Genomic DNA, 18,528 nt, shown 5'->3' with positions numbered 1-18,528 from the left:
AGGGAGGTTTGAGTGCAGGCGCCGATCCGGATTATCGAAGGAAGTGTGGAAGGCTTGCCGAACCGCCTCCACGAGGTGATCGATCACCACGTCGCGGCGACGCCGGATCATCCGGCGCTGATCGACGACAAGGGGCGGCTGACCTATCGCGAGCTCGATCGAACGGTCGGCCGTGTCGCCGAGGCCTTGCAGGGGCTCGGCATCCGCGCCGGCGACCGCATGATGATCGTGAGCGAGAATTCGATTCCGCTGGCCTGCCTGCTGCTGGCGGCGAGCCGACTGGACGTCTGGTCGATCGTGGTCAATCCGCGGCTGTCGCCGCGGGAGCTGGATCAGATCAGGGATCACAGCGGCGCCCGCCGCGTGCTGCTGACTGCTGACGTCTCGCAAGAGGCGGCCACCCATGCCGCGCGCTATGAGGCTGCCGTGCAGGATGTCGGCCCGCTCCGTGGCGTTGCCGTCACCGGCCTGAATCTCGCGACTACGGCCGAGCCGGTCGAGGCCGACGGCGCCAACCAGGTCGCGGTCCTGATCTACACGTCCGGCACCACAGGCACGCCGAAGGGCGTGATGCTGACTCATCGCAATCTCCTGTTCAGCGCCCGAGGCACCGCGGGGTTCCGCAAGATGGCGGCCGACGACGTGCAATATTGCGTGCTGCCGATCTCGCATATCGTCGGCATCTCGCTGCTGACGATGACCCTGATGGTCGGCGCCACCGTGCGCCTGGTCGCCAAGTACGATCCGGCCGCGCTGGTCAGGGCGATGGCCGAGGAGGGCATCACGATCCTGAACGGCGTGCCCGCGACCTATCAGCGTCTGCTCGAATACCGGCGCAACGCCGGCCTGCCGAAGCTCGATCGCGGCCGGTTGCGCGTGATCTCGGTGGCCGGCGCGCCACTCGATCTCGATCTCAAATCCCGGGTCGAGCAGGAGCTCGGGCTGCCGCTGCTCAACGGCTATGGCATCACCGAGTGCTCGCCCGGCATCTCCGGCGTCCGGCCCGATAACCCGCGGGCCGACCACGCGGTCGGCACCGTGATGCCGGGCCTCGAAGCAAAACTGGTCGGCCGCGATCTCAAGCCGGTTACACCGGGCGAGGTCGGCGAGCTGCATGTTCGCGGGCCCAACGTGATGCGCGGCTATTACCGTGCGCCAGATCTGACCGCGAAGGCGATCGATCCCGACGGCTGGTTCAACACCGGCGACCTGGCCCGCTTCGAGAATGACGTCCTCTACATCGTCGGGCGCACGAAGGAAATGATCATCCGCTCCGGGTTCAACGTCTATCCGGCCGAGATCGAGGCGGTGCTGAGCACGCATGATGCCGTTGTGCAGTGCGCCGTGGTCGGCCGGCCGGTCGAGGGCAATGAGGAAATCATCGCGTTTGTGCAGCTGATCAAGGGTTCGACGGCCACCGTGCAGGACCTGATGGCCCATATTGCCCCGCAACTCACCTCGTACAAGCGCCCATCCGAGATTATCCTGATGGACACGCTGCCCGCGACATCGACGGGCAAGCTCCTGAAGCACAAGCTCGCGGAGTCGCTGCGCAGCTGAGGCTGAGCCGCCGCCGCAAGCCAGTTCACTCAAACAAGACCGGAGTACACCATGCAGAAGAGAAACAAGACGGTCGCCGTCATTGGTGCCGGTGATTTCATCGGCGGCGAGATCGCCAAGAAGTTCGCCTCCGAAGGCTTCACGGTCTTCGCCGGCCGCCGCAACGGCGACAAGCTCGCGCCGCTGGTCAAGGAGATCGAGGCCGCCGGCGGCGAGATCCACGCGCGTTCACTCGATGCGCGCAAGGAAGAGGAGATCATCTCCTTCCTCAACGACGCCGACAAGCATGCGCCGCTGGAGGTCTGCATCTTCAACATCGGCGCCAATGTCAACTTCCCGATCCTGGAGACCACCGAGCGCGTGTTCCGCAAGGTCTGGGAGATGGCCTGCTACTCCGGTTTCCTCGCGGGGCGCGAGGCGGCGCGGCTGATGACGGCGCGTGGAGAGGGCAACATCTTCTTCACCGGCGCGACCGCGTCGCTGCGCGGCGGCAGCGGTTATGCCGCCTTTGCCAGCGCCAAGTTCGGCCTGCGCGCCGTGGCGCAGGCGATGGCGCGTGAGCTTGGACCGAAGAACATCCACGTCGCGCATCTGATCATCGATTCCGGCGTCGACACCGAATGGGTGCGGCAACGCCGCATCGAGGCGCTCGGCCCGAACGCGCTCGACAATCCGGACCTGCTGATGCCGCCCGCTTCGGTCGCCACGTCCTACTGGCAGCTCTACCAGCAGCCGAAGAGCGCCTGGACCTTCGAGCTGGAAATCCGGCCCTTCGGCGAGAAGTGGTAGGGAGCATCACAGATGGAGCTCGCGCTATCTCCTGAAGACGCGGCGTTTCGCGACGAAGTCCGCGCATTCATCAAGGACAATTATCCGGCGGAGATGCGCGTCCCCAATCCGGAGACCGATCTCTCCAAGGAGCAGATGCTGCTGTGGCATCGCATCCTGCACGAGAAAGGCTGGATCGCCCCGCTCTGGCCCAAAGAGTATGGCGGACCGGGCTGGTCGATCACCCGCCGCTTCATCTTCGAGCAGGAGACGACGCGCGCCGGCACCATGCCGCCGCTGGCGTTCAGCGTCACCATGGTCGGCCCCGTGATCTACACGTTCGGCAACGCGGCCCAGAAGGCGAAGTTCTTGCCGCGCATCCTGTCCGGCGAGGACTGGTGGTGCCAGGGCTACTCAGAGCCGGGCTCCGGCTCCGACCTTGCCACCGTCCGCACCAAGGCGGTGCGCGACGGCGACCACTACATCGTCAACGGCCACAAGACCTGGACCACGCTGGCGCAGCATGCCGACTGGATCTTCTGCCTGGTCCGTACCGATCCGGCCGCGAAGCCGCAATCCGGCATCTCGTTCCTCCTGATCGACATGAAGTCGCCGGGTGTGACGGTCCGCCCGATCATCACCATCGACGGCTCGCACGAGGTCAACGACGTCTTCCTGGAGAACGTCCGTGTTCCCGCCGAAAATCTGATCGGCGAGGAAAACAAGGGCTGGACTTACGCCAAATTCCTGCTCGGCAATGAGCGCACGAGCATGGCCGGCATCGGCCGCTCGACGCGCTACATCGCGCGGCTGAAGAAGATCGTGAAGGCCGAGATCCCGGAAGACGATCCGGCGCATCTTGAATTCATCAGGGACATCGCCCGCGTCGAGCTCGACGTGCTGGCGCTGGAGGCGACCGAGCTTCGGGTCGTTGCCCAGATGGCGCGCGGCATCGATCCGGGGCCGGCGGCCTCGCTGTTCAAGATCCGCGGCACCGAGATCTTTCAGAATATCACCGAGCTGACCCATCGGGCGATCGGCAATGACGGCCTTGCGATCCGCGAGCATCCGGTCAGCGCCAACCGCTTCATGCCGGGCCCGGACTACGGCCACACGGCGTCGGAGAAGTATCTCAACTCGCGCAAGCTCTCGATCTACGGCGGATCGAACGAGATCCAGCGCAACATCATCGCCAAGGCGGTGCTTGGTCTCTAGAGCGTGATGCTCAAACGAAGGCCTGGAGCGCATCTCATCGCGCTCTGGTAGTAGCGGCACGAGAGGATCGGATGGATATCCAGTTCACGGAAGAGCAGGAATTGTTGCGGTCCAGCGTGCAGCGGCTGCTGCGCGACCGGTACGACTTCGATGCGCGCCGCAAGATCGTCGCGAGCGAAGACGGCTTCAGCCGCAAGCATTGGGCTGAGTTCGCCGAGCTCGGCCTGCTCGCAGCACCGTTCTCGGAAGCCGCCGGCGGGCTCGGCGGCGGACCGCTGTCGACCATGATCATCATGCAGGAGTTCGGCCGCCGTCTCGTGGTCGAGCCGTTCGTCGAGACGGTTGTCGTTGCCGGCGGCCTGCTCGAGCAGGCGGGTTCCGACGCGCAGCAGCAGGCTTATATCGCCGACATCATCGCGGGGACCAAGCTTTGGGCATTGGCGTGGACCGAGAGGGGCTCGCGCTTCGATCTTGCCACGGTCACTACCGCGGCTCGACGGGAGGGCAACGACTATGTCCTTACCGGTGAGAAGACGGCGGTGATGGCGGCGCCCTGGGCGGATCACCTGATCGTCTCCGCCCGCACCTCGGGCCATCGTCACGATCGCGGCGGCGTCAGCCTGTTCGTGGTCGATCGCCGCGCAGCGAATCTCGACCTGCAAAGCTTCAGGACGATCGATGGCCGCAGGGCTGCCGAGATCAGCCTGCGCGGCGTACGCGGCGAATTGCTCGGCCGGGAAGGCGAGGGCGTCGCCGCGCTGGAAGCCTGCCGCAACCGCGCGATCGGCGCGCTCTGCGCCGAGGCGGTCGGCGCGATCGGCGAGCTGAACGACGCGACGCTCGACTACTCCAAGACGCGCAAGCAGTTCGGCGTCACGATCGGTAGCTTCCAGGTGCTGCAGCACCGGATGGTCGACATGTTCATCGCGCATCAGGAGGCGCTGTCCCTGATGCAGCATCTCAGCCTCAGCCTCAGCGACGACGAGGCGGGAATCTCCCGGCTGGCGTCGGGCGCCAAGTCCAAGATCGGCTATGCCGGCAAGTTCGTGGCTGATCAGGCGGTACAGCTGCACGGCGGCATGGGCATGACCGACGAGCTCAATGTCGGCCACTACTTCAAGCGGATTTCCTCCATCAACATCCAGTTCGGCGATCCCGCCTATCACGTGCTGCGCTTCGCGCAGCTCGACGCGGTCGCATAAGCCAGAGAGGCAAGCATGTCACAGGATGCAGTCATCGTTTCCACCGCGCGCACCGGCGTCGGCAAGGCCTATCGCGGCGCGCTCAACAATACCGACGGCCCGACCCTGGCCGGCCACGTGATGGCCGAAGCCGTCAAGCGCGCCGGCATTGCGCCCGGCGAGGTCGAGGACGTGGTGATGGGCTGCGCCATGCAGCAGGGCACCATGGTGATGAACGTTGCGCGCAAGGGCGCGATCCGCGCCGGCCTCCCGGTCACGGTTGCCGGCACCACCATCGACCGGCAATGCGCCTCCGGCTTGCAGGCGATCGCTGTCGCGGCGCGTTCGGTGATGCTCGACGGCGTCGAGATCGCGATCGGCGGCGGCATCGAGTCGATCAGCCTGGTGCAGAACGAGCACATGAACAGGTTCCACGCCGTCGACGATGAGCTGATGGCGATGAAGCCCGAGATGTACATGTCGATGCTGGAGACGGCCGAGGTCGTCGCCGAGCGCTACGGGATCGGCCGCGACAAGCAGGACGAATACAGCCTCGAGTGCCAGCGCCGCGTCGGCGCCGCGCTGCAAGGCGGCCGCTTCAACGACGAGATCGTTCCGATCACGACCAAAATGGCTGTGGTCAACAAGGATACCAAGGAAGTCAGCTTCCAGCAGACCACGCTGGCGAAGGATGAAGGCCCGCGGCCCGATACCACGGCGGATGGGCTCGCCAAGATCAAGCCGGTGTTCGAGGGCAAGACCATCAGCGCCGGCAATGCCAGCCAGCTCTCGGACGGCGCTTCGGCCTGCGTGATCATGAGCGACCGGATCGCCGCGCAAAAGGGGCTGAAGCCGCTCGGCATCTTCCGTGGCTTCGTCGCCGCCGGCGTCGAGCCGGACGAGATGGGCGTCGGTCCGGTCGCCGCGATCCCGCGGCTGTTGAAGCGGCACAATCTGAAGATCGACGACATCGATCTCTGGGAGCTCAACGAGGCCTACGCGGTGCAGGTGATCTATTGCCGCGACAAGCTCGGCATCGATCCGGACAAGCTGAACGTCAACGGCGGCTCGATCGCGATCGGCCATCCCTATGGCATGACCGGCGCACGGCTCACCGGTCACCTCCTGATCGAGGGCCGACGGCGCAAGGCAAAGTACGGCGTGGTGACCATGTGCATCGGCGGCGGCATGGGCGCGGCGGGCCTGTTCGAAATCGTCCATTGATCGGAAACGCGGGAGAGACTTGTGAAGACAGCAATCACTGAACTGTTCGGTATCCAGCATCCGATCATCCAGGGCGGCATGCATTATGTCGGCTTCGCCGAGATGGCGGCCGCGGTGTCCAACGCCGGCGGCCTTGGGATCATCACCGGCCTGACCCAGCGGACGCCGGAGCTGCTGGCGAAGGAGATCGCGCGCTGCCGCGACATGACGGACAAGCCGATCGGCGTGAACCTCACCTTCCTGCCGAGCTTCACCGCGCCGCCCTATCCCGAATATATCGCTGCTATCCGCGAGGGCGGCGTCAAGGCGGTGGAGACCGCGGGCCGCAGCCCGGAGCAGTACATGCCGGCGCTCAAGGCCGCCGGCATCAGGGTGATCCACAAATGCACCTCGGTGCGGCATTCGCTGAAGGCCGAGAAGATCGGCTGCGACGCGGTCAGCGTCGACGGCTTCGAGTGCGGCGGCCATCCCGGCGAGGATGACATCCCGAACATGATCCTGCTGCCGCGCGCGGCGGACGAGCTGACGATCCCGTTCGTGGCCTCGGGCGGCATGGCGGATGCGCGCAGCCTCGTCGCGGCGCTATCGATGGGCGCGGCCGGCATGAATATGGGCACGCGCTTCATCGCGACCAAGGAAGCGCCGGTCCATGCCAATGTGAAGCAGGCGCTGCTCGATGCCGACGAGCTCGATACGCGCCTGGTGATGCGGGCGCTGCGCAACACCGAGCGGGTGTTGAAGAACAAGGGCGTCGATGAGCTGCTCGAGATCGAGCGCGAGAAGGGCGCCAAACTGAAGATCGAGGACATCCACGAGCAGGTCGCCGGGGTCTACCCGAAGGTGATGATCGACGGCGAGATGGATGCCGGCGCCTGGAGCTGCGGCATGGTGGTCGGCCTGATCCACGACATCCCGACCGTCAAGGAGCTGATCGACCGCATCATGACCGAGGCCGAAGCGATCATCCGGCAGCGGCTGACCGGCTTCCTCGACGGCAAGTTTGAAACCACGGCGGCCCGCGCGGTCGCCTGACGGGAGCGTGCCATGACCGAGCATGTCAAAGTGGAAGTCGCGGCCGGCGTCATGACGCTGACCTTGCAGCGGCCCGAGAAGAAGAACGCCCTGACCGGCGCCATGTATGACGCGATGTCGAACGCGCTGAAGCAGGCCGAGGCGGATCCAGCCGTCCGCGTGATCCTGTTCCAGGGCGACGGCGACAGCTTTACCGCGGGCAACGACCTGGCCGACTTCGCGAGCCAGGCGCGCGGCGAAAGCGCAGTCGATAGCCCCGCGCATCGCTTCATCGAAACCATCAGCAAGGTCGGCAAGCCGCTGGTCGCGGCCGTGCAGGGCAATGCGGTCGGCGTCGGGACCACCATGCTGCTGCATTGCGATCTGGTCTATCTCGCCGAGAACGCGCGGCTGATCACGCCTTTCGTCAATCTCGCTCTGGTGCCGGAGGCAGCGTCGAGCTGGCTGCTGCCGCTCAGGATCGGGCACGCGCGCGCCTATGCGATGTTTGCGCTCGGCGAGCCGATGGATGCGGCGGGCGCGCTGGCGTCCGGCCTCGCCAACGCCGTGGTGCCGCAGGCCGATCTGCGCAAGAAGGCGCATGACGCGGCAGTCGCGCTGACCAGGCGGCCGGCCGGTTCGCTCAGCATGACCAAGCAGCTGATGCGCGAGCAGCAGCGGATCGCGGCGCAGATCGCCGAGGAAGGCGTGCTGTTCAAGCAGCGGCTGACGACGCCCGAGGCGCGCGAGGCCTTTGCCGCGTTCGCCGAACGGCGTCAGCCGGACTTCACCAAACTGTCGGCCTGAAGCCGCCGGGAGTTCACGGATACATCGAGGGAGTGGAAAGCATGGGCGTCGTCGGCAGCCATCAATATCCCAGCATGGAATCCGTGATCTACGGCAAGCCGGCAGCCGAGGCGCTGCGCGAGGAGGCCGAACGGCTGGGCGCGAAGCGCGTCTATCTGATCGCCAGCCGGACGCTGAACACGACGACCGACGAGATCGCGAAAATCCGTAAAGCGCTCGGCGATCGCCATGCCGCGACCTTCGACGGCGTGCCGCAGCACACGACCCGCGATGTGGTGACGCAGATCGCGCGGCAGGCCAGCGAAGCCAAGGCGGACCTCGTGGTCGCCATCGGCGGCGGCTCGGTGGTCGATGCGGCGAAGATCGTGCTGATGTGCATGGAGCACGAGATCGTCGAACCTGATGGCCTCGACGGCTTCGAGACCACGCCGGACCGCCGGTTCGGACCGTTCCGCACGCCAAAAGTCCGGATGATCGCGATCCCCAGCACGCTTTCGGGCGGCGAGTACAATTCCGGTGCGCTGGTCACCGACACCAGCCGCAAGCTGAAGCAGATTTTCAATCACCCGATGATGATGCCGCGCAGCATCATCCTCGATCCCGCGATTACCAAATATACGTCGGAGAAGCTTTGGCTCGGCTCCGGCACGCGCGCGATGGACCACGGCATCGAGGCGATCTGCTCCAGCCGGCCCAATGTGCTGGTCGATGCGGTGTGCCAGCAGGGGCTGCGCTATCTGCATCACGGCCTACTACGCACCAAGGCCAATCCCGACGACGAGGCGGCGCGGCTGAGCTGCCAGCTCGGCTCGTGGCTGTCGGCCTTCGGCTTGCAGTCGCGGGTGCCGATGGGTGCAAGCCACGCCATCGGCCACGTGCTCGGCGGCACCTGCGACGTTCCGCATTATTTCTGCACGGCGGTGATGATGCCGAGCGTGCTGCGCTACAACCGTCCCGCGACCGAAGCCGCCCAGCAATCGATTGCCGCCGCGCTCGGTGCGCCCGGCCGTGACGCCGGCGAGGCGTTCGCCGGCTTCATCGCGGAGCTCGGCCTGCCGCGGCGGCTTGCCGATGTCGGTGTCGGTGAGGACCGCTTCGAGCTGATCGGCCGGAACGCCATGCTGTCGATCTTCACGCGGACCAACCCGCAACCGATCCGCGAGCCAGGCGACGTCGTCAAGATCCTGCAGTTGGCCGCCTGAAGCAACAGCACCTGGAGGAGCCCACCATGGCCGCCTTGCGCATCTTCTCCTATCTGCCGAACCCGCGGGTCTGGAAGGCAACCATTGCGGCGCGGTTCTGCGGCGTCGACGTCGAGGTCAGGGGCGCCTCCGGCAAGGAATTGCGCGACTGGCTGTGGGATTACGATGCTCGTCCGCTGGCGGAGCAGGAGCGCGCTGGGCTGTCGTCGTTGGCGCGAACCGGCCGGGTCGGACTGACCGGCGCGCAGCTCTTCAAGACCGATGCGTTCATGGAAGCGCAGCCGTTCGGCAATGTGCCGGCTGCGTTCGGCGCCGACGGCAAGGTCGGGATCTTCGAATCGAACAGCATCATGCGCGCTGTGGCACGGCTCGGTGAGGCGGCGTTCCCGCTCTACGGACGTGACGCCTATGAGGCGTCCAGGATCGACAGTTTCCTCGATGTCAGCCTGGTCTTTGCGCGGGATACGCAGATCTATCTGCTGGCGTTGTCGGGCGGCACGGTCGATGCCGCTATTCACGCGCGCGCAAAGGACGCGTTCGCGATCTATGCCTCGGGGATTGAGCAGGCATTGTCGCCACGGCGAGAGGCGCTGGTCGGGAACGGCATCTCGATTGCCGACATCTGCCTTGCCGCCGAACTCGCACTGTTCATGAATGAGCATGCGCGGACCGAGCAATTGCGCAAGCAGGGGTTGGAGAGAATTCTGCACCCGGGGGTAAGGGATGAATATCCGCTGATGTTCGCGCACTTCGCCCGGCTGGTCGGGCACGAGCACATCAGGCCGGACCTCAAGCCTTACGTCGAGAAGTTGCTGTCGAAGGCAGCGGCCTGATCTCGAGAACGATTGGCCGCAACGCGGAGGATTGACTGCATGACCGCACCCGTCTGTCTGATATCCGGCGTTGGGCCCGGCACCGGTTCGGCGCTCGCCAGGAGGTTCGCGGAAGGCGGCTATCGGGTCGCGCTTCTCGCCCGGAACGAGGAGCGCCTCGCCGGGCTCGAGAAGCAGCTGCCGGGGGCAAAGGCCTATCGATGCGACGTGTCAGATCCGGTGCAGGTCGAGCTGGTGGCATCGGCGGTGGAGCGCGATCTCGGCCATCCCATTGTCGTGGTCCACAACGCCGTCGGCGGCGCGTTCGGCACTTTCCGCGAGATCGATCCGCAGATTCTCAATCGCAACTTCCAGGTCAACACGATGGGCCTGTTGTACCTGGCGCGGCGGTTTGCGCCGGCGATGATCAGCGCCGGCAAGGGCGCCATCGTTGCGACCGGCAACACCTCGGCATTGCGCGGCAAGGCCGGCTTCGCGGGATTCGCGCCGACCAAGGCGGCGCAGCGCATTCTGGCCGAGGCAATGGCGCGTGACCTCGGGCCGCAAGGCGTCCACGTCGCCTATCTCGTGATCGACGCGGTGATCGACCTGGAATGGACGCGGAAGCGCTGGCCGGAGCGGCCGGACGACTTCTTCATCAAGCCGCGGGCGATTGCGGACGAGGTCTGGCACGTCGCCCATCAGGACCGCAGCGCGTGGTCGTTCAACGTCGAGATCAGGCCGTTCGGCGAAGCCTGGTAGACGTCGCGCGGCGGTCGCAAGCGCCGTTCAGTTCATAAGCTCAGGGGGAATTCATGTCGTTGAAGCCGTTTGCTGTGTCGATTGCGTTGCTCGTGGCTGTTGCTGCCACTGCGGTCCGCGCCGAAACGCCCGGCGTCTCGGAATCGGAAATCAGGATCGGGGCGACATTCCCGTTCAGCGGCCCGGCATCCCCGCTCAGCAATACCGGCAAGGGCCTCATCGCCTACGTCCATTCCATCAATGATCGCGGCGGCATCAACGGCCGCAAGATCAACCTCATCACCTATGACGATGCCTATTCGCCGCCCAAGGCGGTGGAGCAGACCCGCAAGCTGATCGAGAGCGACGAGGTGGCGTTCCTGTTCAGCCCGCTGGGGACGCCCGGCATCGGCGCAACCATCAAATACGTGACCGCGAAGAAGGTGCCGCACCTCTTCGTCGTCAGCGGTGTGACCAAGTTTGCGAACTTCGCCGAGTTTCCGCTGACGACCACCGGGCTGCCCAGCTACAACACCGAGGGAAAGATCTACGCCAGGTACATTGCTCAGACGGCGCCCGACGCGAAGATCGCGATCCTCTACCAGAACGACGATCTCGGCCGTGACTTCGTGGCCGCGTTCAAGGAAACCCTGAAGGGCGAGTTCGACAAGAAGGTGGTGACATCTCCGTATGAGGTCACCGAGCCCACGATCGAGTCACGCGTCGTGACGCTGAAGGCGTCGGGCGCCCAGGCATTCCTGATCGCGGGTACGCCGAAATTCGCCGCGCAAGCGATCAAGAAGGCGAGCGAGATCGGCTGGTCACCGCTCACCATCGTGAATTACGTGTCGAGCTCGGTGTCCTCGACCATCGTGCCGGCCGGAGCGGACAAGGCGGTGGGCGTCGTCGTGGCGACGATCGCGAAGGATCCGAACGACAAGAGGTGGGCCGACGATCCCGGCATCAAATGGTATCGCGCTCATTTCGAGAAGTATCTTCCCGGTGCCGATATCGGCGACAGCAACTATCTGTTCGGGACCCAGCAGGGCCAGATCCTGGAGCAGGTGCTGAAACAGTGCGGCGACGACCTGTCGCGCGAGAACATCGTGAGGCAGGCGCGCAACATCAAGGGGCTTGTGCTGCCGACGCTGATGCCGGGCATCACGGTCAACACCGGGCCGGACAACAGCATGGCCTATACGCAGCTTCAGCTGCAGCGCTGGACAGGGAGCTCGTGGGAGCAGTTCGGCGGCGTGCTGAGCGCCGAGCCGAACTGAGCCGTCGCCGGGATAACCAACGCATCGCGCTAGTGGAGCCGTCGTGCGATCGGCTTCGCCAGCGGGCTATGCCAGCCCCATTGCGATGAGCGATCGCTCGACCGCAGGCTCGCCAGAAATGCCGTGGTCTTCGGCTGCACCCGCGAGCCGTCGATCACCTCGAGCTGGCCGCAGCGGTTGAGCGTGTGGAGCTTGCGCCCGGTCCATAGCGGCCCGGGCTTGAGCAGATGTCGAACGGCCTGCCTGTACGTCGTCGGCGACAATTCGAGCACTTCCGCAAGGCCGAGTGCCGCGCCGTATCCGTTGGTGCAGTCCTGCACCGGCCGCCACAGCTTCCCATTGACGGTCACGAAGTTTCCGGCCGGCCGCGTGGTCGCGCGATCCATCAGGATCGGATTGGCCACGTGCGGTTGCCAGGGGCCAAGCAATTGCCCGGCGTAATAGATCGTGAGCGTGTCGGAATAGCCGCCGGTGCCATCGCGCCAGGCCCCGAACATGTAGTGGAGGCCGTTGTGCTGCGTGATCGTCACGTCGGCAAGTTCGAGCCCGGACAGCAGCGTTGAGTGCCGCTCCCACTTGTCCGGAAAGCGGATGCATTTGTAGATCGGAACGTCCCGATGCGCGGTGCTTTCCGGGATCATCCAGAGCTCGCCGCCATCCTCGATCAGGAACGGGTAGGACAGATGCCAGGGTTCTTCGAGCACCGGCATCACCGTGCCGATCGGCCCGTTGCCGTCGAATTCGATCGCGGAAATGATGCCCTTGCCGGTCCGGTGGTCGAGGTCTTCGAAGAACACGAACGTCCTGCCCTGCCATTTCACCGGGACAGGATCGGCATAAAAGTGGTTGCCGGCATCGCCGAGCACGTTCCAGGCAGGTCCCGACAGGTCGCCGGTGCGCCAGATATCCGTGTTGTCGGCAAAGCGCCAGCCGACATGCCAGTGCGGCGCGTAGCAGCACAGGCGATAGATTTCCTTCGCGATCGAAGTCGCCACGCCACGCATGACAAAGGGCGCCGGATTTCGCGGTACGCTGCCATTCGCCGAGGCAGCCAATTGCGGCACCAACCGCGGAGCCCCCGACAGAATCGGCGGCAGCATCGACAGGGTGCGTGCCATCACCGTTTCGAGCCCGCCGCTCAGGCCGGCCGCGATTTCAGCCGAGGGATGACCGCGGTCCAGCACCGAGCCGTCGAGCTCATTGACGATTTCGATCACCGGCAGATCGCCGGCGAGAATGGCCGAAAGTACTGCACTTTCTCCCGCGTGCCCGTTGAACCGTGGACGGAGATAGAGCTTGGCGGAGCAGTTCGGGTCCCGTGCGGCACTGGTGAAGTCGACCACCACGTCGGGGTTGCCGGCGCGCGGACGCTCCGGGATCGCCTTCAGCCGGTCGGCTTCGCCGGTCTTGCCCTTGCGCAGGACGATGCGTTCGAGCTCGAACAGCATGTCGAGGCCGGCGGGTCGAGGCTCCGGCGTCGTGGTCCAGGCGATTTGAACGGGAATATCTTGATCGTTGACGCGCAGCGACTCGCGGCTCATCCAGAGCCGCGGCTGCGCGCGATCGCAGCGAAACTCGATAATCATGGCCAGCCCAACTTCCTAGTGCGCGTCCGCCCCCACAGCGTCGCCGAGAATGCGGACGTATTCCTCTATCATGGCATCCAACGAATAACGCGACTTCAGGCCCACGGCGCTTTGCCGCAGCTGAGCGCTCAACACACGATCTGTCAGGACCTTCGACACGGCCGCTGCGAATTCGGCCTCGTTCGAAGCGTCAACGAACACCGCGGCAGGCTGTCCCTGGTAGGACAGCACCTCGCGCAGCACGGGGAGATCGTTGACGACGCAGGGAATGCCGGCGCTCGCGGCTTCGACCGCGGCAAGGCCGAAGGTTTCGGCCTGCGTGGGGAATACGAAGACGTCGAGGCAGGCCAGAAAATCGGCCATCTGGCGCGGTGCAATCTCGCCGATGAAGTGCAGCCGGTCCGAGACATCAAGCTCGTCCGCCAAGGCTCTCAGCCGCCCTTCATCCGCGCCCTGGCCGGCGAGCGCAAGGTGCCAGGATGGATCGGCAGCCAGCAGGCGGATTGCCGCATCGAGCCGCTTGTGCGGGTGCAGCCGTGCCGCGCAGCCGAGCAGGGTGCGGTCCGGCGGCAGCTTGAACTGTTGCCGCGCAACGTCCTTCGGCAGGCTGTGCGACTTGTCGTCGAAGCCGTGCGGGACGTGCTTCATGCGCGATCGGTACGGAGCCGGATAGCGCGCATATTCGCGCTCCATGTCCCGCGAGTTCAGCGTGATGCAGTGGAAGAAACCGGTAGAGCCCATGATGATGTCGGCAGCACGCACCGGCATGCTCATCGACAGCGCCGAGGATACCTGGTTGGCGATCACGGGGGCGCGGCTGACGAGGCGCGACACGCCTCCGCCGATCACATTGCCGAAGTGCTGGAAGGTCAGCACGACATCGGGTCTGACGGTCCTGAGATGGCCGGCGAGCGCCCACAGCATGCGCAGCAGCGCCACCGGATTTCCCGGACGGGTCTGCGCGCAATAGAACGTATTGGGCGGCTCGTCGAAGGAATCCGATTTGCGGAAGAAGAACAGGTTGGCGACGTCGTAGCCGCGCGCGGTGAGGCCGGCGCCGAGCAGCCGCGAGATCTCCTGCGCGCCGGCGTTCTCGGCCTGGGTCTGCACCAGGACAACACGCAGCTTTCGCTTGCTCTCGTTCGGTTGATCGCGTGATGCGGTCGATGCCTCGCGCAATTCTGTGCTTGGCGTGTGCTGGAGCACGGAGTCCTCACCCGTCGAAGGGGTGGATTGGTCCCCTTCATTTTTGCGCGCGTAGCTATCACGCGAGGCGCGCTCGTGCATCGAGTAGCGCGTGTTGAGGTTACTGCTCATTTAGCAATCAGACATGTGTCGGCAATCGAGAGCTATTATCTCACAGATAGGGTACAGCCGGCTCGTTAACTAATTGGTTACGGCAACGCGAAGAGGGGGTAACCGGCGATTAACCATAGATATTTACGTTGGCGCAGTACTGTCAGTTGAATTCGAGTCAGAACCCATGAAGTTCGGTAGCCGGATAGGCCCGAGACGTTCCGAAGTCACGGAACCCGCAGCGTCGTGGGAAACTGCCGGCGTACCGGCTGGCCAATCCTCCGCGCAAACCACCAAGGGCGTGCTTAGCATTCCGGGTGTGGTGGCCTTTTTTCGCGAGAAGGGTCAACGCATCCTGATGCTCGCCGCGGTCATCTTCGCGGTCGGTGTGATCCTGTTGATGTTGATCCCGGCGCGCTACGCCGCGACGGCGCTCGTCGTGCTCGATCCGCGCGAGCAGCGCGTGACCGCCGACCAGGACGTCCTGCCCGGCATTGGTCAAGATGCCGCAGCTCTGCAAAGCTACGTCGAAATCGCCAAATCCGATGGATTTCTCGGGCCGCTGATCGATCAGCTCAAGGTCGCAGAGGACAGCGACATCGCCGGCGGCAGGACCGACGCCACGCGCCTGCTCGACCGGTTTCGCAACCGGCTCGATATCTCGAGGCGCGGGTTAACCTATGTTATCGCCATTAAGTTCACGTCCAATAATCCGCAGCGCGCCGCGTACTACGCCAATGCGGTGGCCGAGGCGTTCGTCGCCAGCCAGCGCGGGACGCGCAGTGTGGCAACCGACGAGGCCGCCGATTGGCTGAAGAGCCGGCTCAAGACCTTGAACGACCGGCTGCGGTCGTCGGAAGATGCCGTTGCCAAGTTCAAGCTCGAGCACCGGATCGTCAACGCCGGCAAGGAATCCACCACGCAGCAATTGCGCGTTACCGACCTGACGCAACAGGTCGCCGCGGCGCGCGCCCGTGCCGAGGAGGCCAAGTCGCGCTATGAGCAGCTGCAACGCGACCTGAAGGCCAATGTCGACGGTCCGGTCAAGCAGGACCTGCTGAGCGCGCTGCGCGCCCAGCGCTCCGCGCTCAACGACCAGATTGCCCAGAAGCGCGGCGTGCTCGGCGATCGTCATCCCGACCTCGTGATGGCGCTCAGCCAGTTGAGCGATCTCAACCGGCAGATCGAGATCGAGCGCAAGAAGAACATCGAAACCGCGAAGTCGGAATACGAGGCGCAGCGCGATCAGCAGAAGGCGCTCGAAGACCAGCTGAAGGCGGCCGAGCAGCAGATCCTTGTCGATGGTCAAGCGCTCGTCAAGCTGCAGGAATTGCAGCGCGATGCCGATGCCAACAAGAATATCTACGAGCAGTTCCTGTCGCGCTACAGGACGACCGACGAGCAGCGCGGTCTTCAGAACTCGCAGACCAAGGTGGCATCGTCCGCGACGCCGCCGGTGCGTTCGACGCTTCCGCCGCTTCCGCTGTTGCTCGTCGCGCTCGCGATCGTCTCGCTGCTGACGTCGACGGCGATCGTCGCCGTGCCCGGTCTGGATCTGAAACAGCTCCCGATCAAAAGTATTCCGCTTCGCCGCGCCGAGGCGCTCGCGCCGGCACCGGCCGCGCCGCAATCTGCGCTGCCGCCGGGCTTGCCGGTGCTGGCCCGCATTCCCAACATGGTGTCGTCAGATGCCGTCAGGAGCGTCTGGCAGACTCCGATTTCGACGGCGGCCGAGCCCGATCTCAGTCCGCATCTTCAATTGCTGATCGAGAACATCGAGCAGCTTCCGGGTGAGCACGGCAAGGTGGCGCTGCTGCTGTCGGTCGAGACCGCTGCGGGCGGCAGCACCGTCGCACGGTCACTCAACCGGTCCGCTGTCAAGAACGGGATGCTCAGCGTCCTGATCGAGATGGAAGCCAGGCGCGCCGAAGCCGCACCGCCGCAGGGCTCAGGGATCATCAAGGCCGATCTGCCGTCGGTCGTCGAACTGCTGGGCGCCAGCAGCAAGGCGCCGCCCTATCCCCAGGACGACATTCGCGCCGATTTCGGCCTGATCATCGTCGACGCATCGTCGCTTGCCATGCAGCCGGCCGCGGTCGCGCTGGCCGCCCGGGCTGACCTGGTGATCCTGGTGGTTCGCGAGGGCGCCGCCGACCCGGCTGCGATCGGCAAGGCGCGGACCGATCTGTCCAGCTTCGGTTCGGTCCCGATTGCGCTCGTCATCAATCGCGTGGCGGCCAATGCCGCGGTCAGCAACCCTCAGCGCGAAGCCCTGGGATTGGCAAGCTGAAGGTCTCTTGTTTGACGGGTGTTCTTCACGCGAAGCGGCGTCCATCCCGCATCAAGTGCGGGACAGGCTTTCGGTTGAAAACGCTCTAGTCCTTGCCATCCGCAACGCGGACGGCGTAAGCGCCGGCCTTCGACGACGAGAGATGCGACAGCACCAGAATTGACGGGTCGACGCCGGTCCGCCGGCGGCACAGCACATTGAGTGCGATGGTGGCGAGCACCAGAGAAACCGTCGCCGAGATTGCCGCCCCGAGCACGCCGAGCCAGGGGATCAGCACGACAAATCCGATCAGCCGCAACGCCACGTTGGCGGCGACAACAGGAACATAATCGCGCTCGTGCCCCGTCAGCTGCAGGACCGCGGCGGACGGCCCGCCTGCCGCCTGGAAGGCCGTTCCGATCGCGAGCACGATCAACACCCACTGCTGCGCGGCGAAATGCGGTCCGAACAGACCGAGAAGGTAGGGAGCGCCGACCCAGACAATGACGAGCCCGCTGAGCACGCAGAGCGCGGTCACCTCGGCCATCAGCTTCAGCGTATGTTCGAGCTCGCGGTGATTCTTGCTGAAATACAGCGACGGCAACCGGCGCGCGCCGAACGTGTAGAGCGCAGCGGAAAGCATCGCGAAGATGTTCGCCAGACGCGAGGCGGCGAAATAGACGCCCGCAGTGGCTGGATCCAGCATCCAGTAGACCAGGATGACGTCGAAATATTGGTTCGCTGCTTCGAGAATCGAGGCGAGCCAGAAGCGGAACGCGCTGCGGTTCCAGCGCGATGTCTCGAAGAGCGCCGTGACCGTGCGCAGGTTCGGCAGCACGCGCACGATCGACACGATCTGCACGATCAGCCCCAACGCCATCGCGACCGTCATCGCGGTGAACAGTTCGGCCGGGGTAAGCTGGCGGTGGCCGAACAGCGCCGCGATCAGGACCAGGACCACAGCGACCCGCCAGAAGAATTCGCGATTACCTTCGCCCATCAGGATGCTGACCAGTGATCGTGCGATCTGGCTGCCGAGCATCAACCCGGCATTGACGGCGGTGAACGCCGAGACCGAGAGGATCAAGAGCCACCATTCGCCGCGAATGCCTGCCACCGCGGCGATCGCGGCGATCGAGATCAGCATTCCGATCGCCGAGTACTTCAGGCTCGACAGCAGCACGCCCTTGGTCAACTCGGCCTGGCCGCGCACCTCGTACTCATTGAGAAAGCGAACCAGCAGCAGCTCCTGACCGACCAGGCCCACGACCGCCGCGATCTGGGCGATGGAGAGCAAGGTTGCGAAGTCTCCGAACGCGTCGGGCGTCATCGTCCGCGCCGCCAGCGAGAACAGGGCGAACGCGAGCCCGCCGCTGCCAACCTTGAGGAGGATGGTCCCGGCAACGCCGCGCGTCACATCGCGCCGTAGCATTTGGAGAACAGAGGCAATCACAAGAGACGTCTCAATATCCTGTCGGACTACTGACCTTAGCAACCGGTGAGGTCTGGAGTGTTAATGTTCTCTTGCTAAAATTCCGTTCCTTCCAGCGGGGCTTGAGGCGCTACGGCCAATATGTCG

The 18,528-nt window shown here is 64.9% G+C and carries 15 protein-coding genes; 12 read left to right on the top strand and 3 right to left on the bottom strand.

The genetic code is table 11. The annotated features are described in order from the left end of the window. Positions 1 to 12: 12 nt before the first annotated feature. The 11 genes from JQ573_RS15960 to JQ573_RS15910 all read left to right on the top strand — a co-directional run bounded on the left by JQ573_RS15960 (position 13) and on the right by JQ573_RS15910 (position 11,798). Entirely contained in the window at positions 13 to 1,560 is a 1,548-nt protein-coding gene (locus JQ573_RS15960; protein WP_312011477.1) for a class I adenylate-forming enzyme family protein, read from the top strand. 51 nt (positions 1,561 to 1,611) lie between these two features. After that, complete coding sequence (locus tag JQ573_RS15955; protein ID WP_092116714.1) at positions 1,612 to 2,349, top strand: SDR family oxidoreductase; 738 nt, start codon at positions 1,612 to 1,614, stop codon at positions 2,347 to 2,349. Between the two features lie 12 nt (positions 2,350 to 2,361). Continuing rightward, positions 2,362 to 3,543 (top strand): acyl-CoA dehydrogenase family protein, encoded by a 1,182-nt coding sequence (locus JQ573_RS15950; RefSeq protein WP_212313059.1) that lies wholly within the window; start codon positions 2,362 to 2,364, stop codon positions 3,541 to 3,543. Positions 3,544 to 3,614: 71 nt separating this feature from the next. Then, on the top strand, positions 3,615 to 4,745 hold the full coding sequence (locus tag JQ573_RS15945) for an acyl-CoA dehydrogenase family protein (protein WP_212313057.1): 1,131 nt from the start codon (positions 3,615 to 3,617) through the stop codon (positions 4,743 to 4,745). 15 nt (positions 4,746 to 4,760) lie between these two features. Then, positions 4,761 to 5,948: an acetyl-CoA C-acyltransferase gene (locus JQ573_RS15940; RefSeq protein ID WP_212313055.1), complete on the top strand. Its 1,188-nt coding sequence runs from the start codon at positions 4,761 to 4,763 to the stop codon at positions 5,946 to 5,948. Positions 5,949 to 5,969: 21 nt separating this feature from the next. Next, positions 5,970 to 6,980 carry a nitronate monooxygenase family protein gene (locus tag JQ573_RS15935; protein ID WP_212313053.1) on the top strand — a complete coding sequence of 337 codons (1,011 nt, stop codon included), beginning with the start codon at positions 5,970 to 5,972 and terminating at the stop codon, positions 6,978 to 6,980. Between the two features lie 12 nt (positions 6,981 to 6,992). After that, on the top strand, positions 6,993 to 7,766 hold the full coding sequence (locus JQ573_RS15930) for an enoyl-CoA hydratase-related protein (protein WP_212313051.1): 774 nt from the start codon (positions 6,993 to 6,995) through the stop codon (positions 7,764 to 7,766). 41 nt (positions 7,767 to 7,807) lie between these two features. Then, the gene (locus JQ573_RS15925; RefSeq protein WP_212313049.1) at positions 7,808 to 8,968 is read left to right on the top strand and encodes an iron-containing alcohol dehydrogenase; all 1,161 of its coding nucleotides are present in this window, start codon (positions 7,808 to 7,810) and stop codon (positions 8,966 to 8,968) included. A gap of 26 nt (positions 8,969 to 8,994) precedes the next feature. Continuing rightward, positions 8,995 to 9,801, top strand: a complete 807-nt coding sequence (locus JQ573_RS15920; protein WP_212313047.1) for a glutathione S-transferase — start codon at positions 8,995 to 8,997, stop codon at positions 9,799 to 9,801. Between the two features lie 39 nt (positions 9,802 to 9,840). Further along, a complete protein-coding gene (locus JQ573_RS15915) occupies positions 9,841 to 10,542 on the top strand; it encodes an SDR family NAD(P)-dependent oxidoreductase (RefSeq protein ID WP_212313045.1) in 702 nt (233 codons plus the stop codon). A 53-nt stretch (positions 10,543 to 10,595) separates the two neighbouring features. Further along, positions 10,596 to 11,798, top strand: a complete 1,203-nt coding sequence (locus tag JQ573_RS15910; RefSeq protein ID WP_212313043.1) for an ABC transporter substrate-binding protein — start codon at positions 10,596 to 10,598, stop codon at positions 11,796 to 11,798. Between the two features lie 29 nt (positions 11,799 to 11,827). Here the strand turns inward: JQ573_RS15910 and JQ573_RS15905 are convergent, their stop codons facing one another. Then, on the bottom strand, positions 11,828 to 13,384 hold the full coding sequence (locus JQ573_RS15905) for a hypothetical protein (protein WP_212313036.1): 1,557 nt from the start codon (positions 13,382 to 13,384) through the stop codon (positions 11,828 to 11,830). 15 nt (positions 13,385 to 13,399) lie between these two features. Further along, positions 13,400 to 14,701, bottom strand: coding sequence for a glycosyltransferase family 4 protein (locus JQ573_RS15900; RefSeq protein ID WP_212313034.1), 1,302 nt, complete (start codon positions 14,699 to 14,701; stop codon positions 13,400 to 13,402). A gap of 166 nt (positions 14,702 to 14,867) precedes the next feature. Here JQ573_RS15900 and JQ573_RS15895 point away from each other — a divergent pair, with 166 nt between their 5' ends. Further along, complete coding sequence (locus JQ573_RS15895; RefSeq protein ID WP_212313032.1) at positions 14,868 to 16,970, top strand: GumC family protein; 2,103 nt, start codon at positions 14,868 to 14,870, stop codon at positions 16,968 to 16,970. An 85-nt stretch (positions 16,971 to 17,055) separates the two neighbouring features. Here JQ573_RS15895 and JQ573_RS15890 read toward each other — a convergent pair whose 3' ends face one another. After that, positions 17,056 to 18,381 (bottom strand): polysaccharide biosynthesis C-terminal domain-containing protein, encoded by a 1,326-nt coding sequence (locus JQ573_RS15890; RefSeq protein ID WP_249131857.1) that lies wholly within the window; start codon positions 18,379 to 18,381, stop codon positions 17,056 to 17,058. Positions 18,382 to 18,528 lie beyond the last annotated feature (147 nt).

Source organism: Bradyrhizobium sp. AUGA SZCCT0105, assembly GCF_018129565.1.
GTDB lineage: Bacteria > Pseudomonadota > Alphaproteobacteria > Rhizobiales > Xanthobacteraceae > Bradyrhizobium.
Note: the sequence above shows the minus strand (reverse complement) of the source record. Positions and strands in the feature narration are given on the sequence as shown.

Bases quoted from the DNA above. Each gene is read 5' to 3' on its own strand.
- JQ573_RS15950 (WP_212313059.1), top strand. From the start codon at position 2,362: ATGGAGCTCGCGCTATCTCCTGAAGACGCGGCGTTTCGCGACGAAGTC.
- JQ573_RS15940 (WP_212313055.1), top strand. From the start codon at position 4,761: ATGTCACAGGATGCAGTCATCGTTTCCACCGCGCGCACCGGCGTCGGC.
- JQ573_RS15930 (WP_212313051.1), top strand. From the start codon at position 6,993: ATGACCGAGCATGTCAAAGTGGAAGTCGCGGCCGGCGTCATGACGCTG.
- JQ573_RS15910 (WP_212313043.1), top strand. From the start codon at position 10,596: ATGTCGTTGAAGCCGTTTGCTGTGTCGATTGCGTTGCTCGTGGCTGTT.
- JQ573_RS15925 (WP_212313049.1), top strand. From the start codon at position 7,808: ATGGGCGTCGTCGGCAGCCATCAATATCCCAGCATGGAATCCGTGATC.
- JQ573_RS15915 (WP_212313045.1), top strand. From the start codon at position 9,841: ATGACCGCACCCGTCTGTCTGATATCCGGCGTTGGGCCCGGCACCGGT.
- JQ573_RS15955 (WP_092116714.1), top strand. From the start codon at position 1,612: ATGCAGAAGAGAAACAAGACGGTCGCCGTCATTGGTGCCGGTGATTTC.
- JQ573_RS15920 (WP_212313047.1), top strand. From the start codon at position 8,995: ATGGCCGCCTTGCGCATCTTCTCCTATCTGCCGAACCCGCGGGTCTGG.
- JQ573_RS15890 (WP_249131857.1), bottom strand. From the start codon at position 18,381: ATGCTACGGCGCGATGTGACGCGCGGCGTTGCCGGGACCATCCTCCTC.
- JQ573_RS15905 (WP_212313036.1), bottom strand. From the start codon at position 13,384: ATGATTATCGAGTTTCGCTGCGATCGCGCGCAGCCGCGGCTCTGGATG.
- JQ573_RS15900 (WP_212313034.1), bottom strand. From the start codon at position 14,701: ATGAGCAGTAACCTCAACACGCGCTACTCGATGCACGAGCGCGCCTCG.
- JQ573_RS15945 (WP_212313057.1), top strand. From the start codon at position 3,615: ATGGATATCCAGTTCACGGAAGAGCAGGAATTGTTGCGGTCCAGCGTG.
- JQ573_RS15895 (WP_212313032.1), top strand. From the start codon at position 14,868: ATGAAGTTCGGTAGCCGGATAGGCCCGAGACGTTCCGAAGTCACGGAA.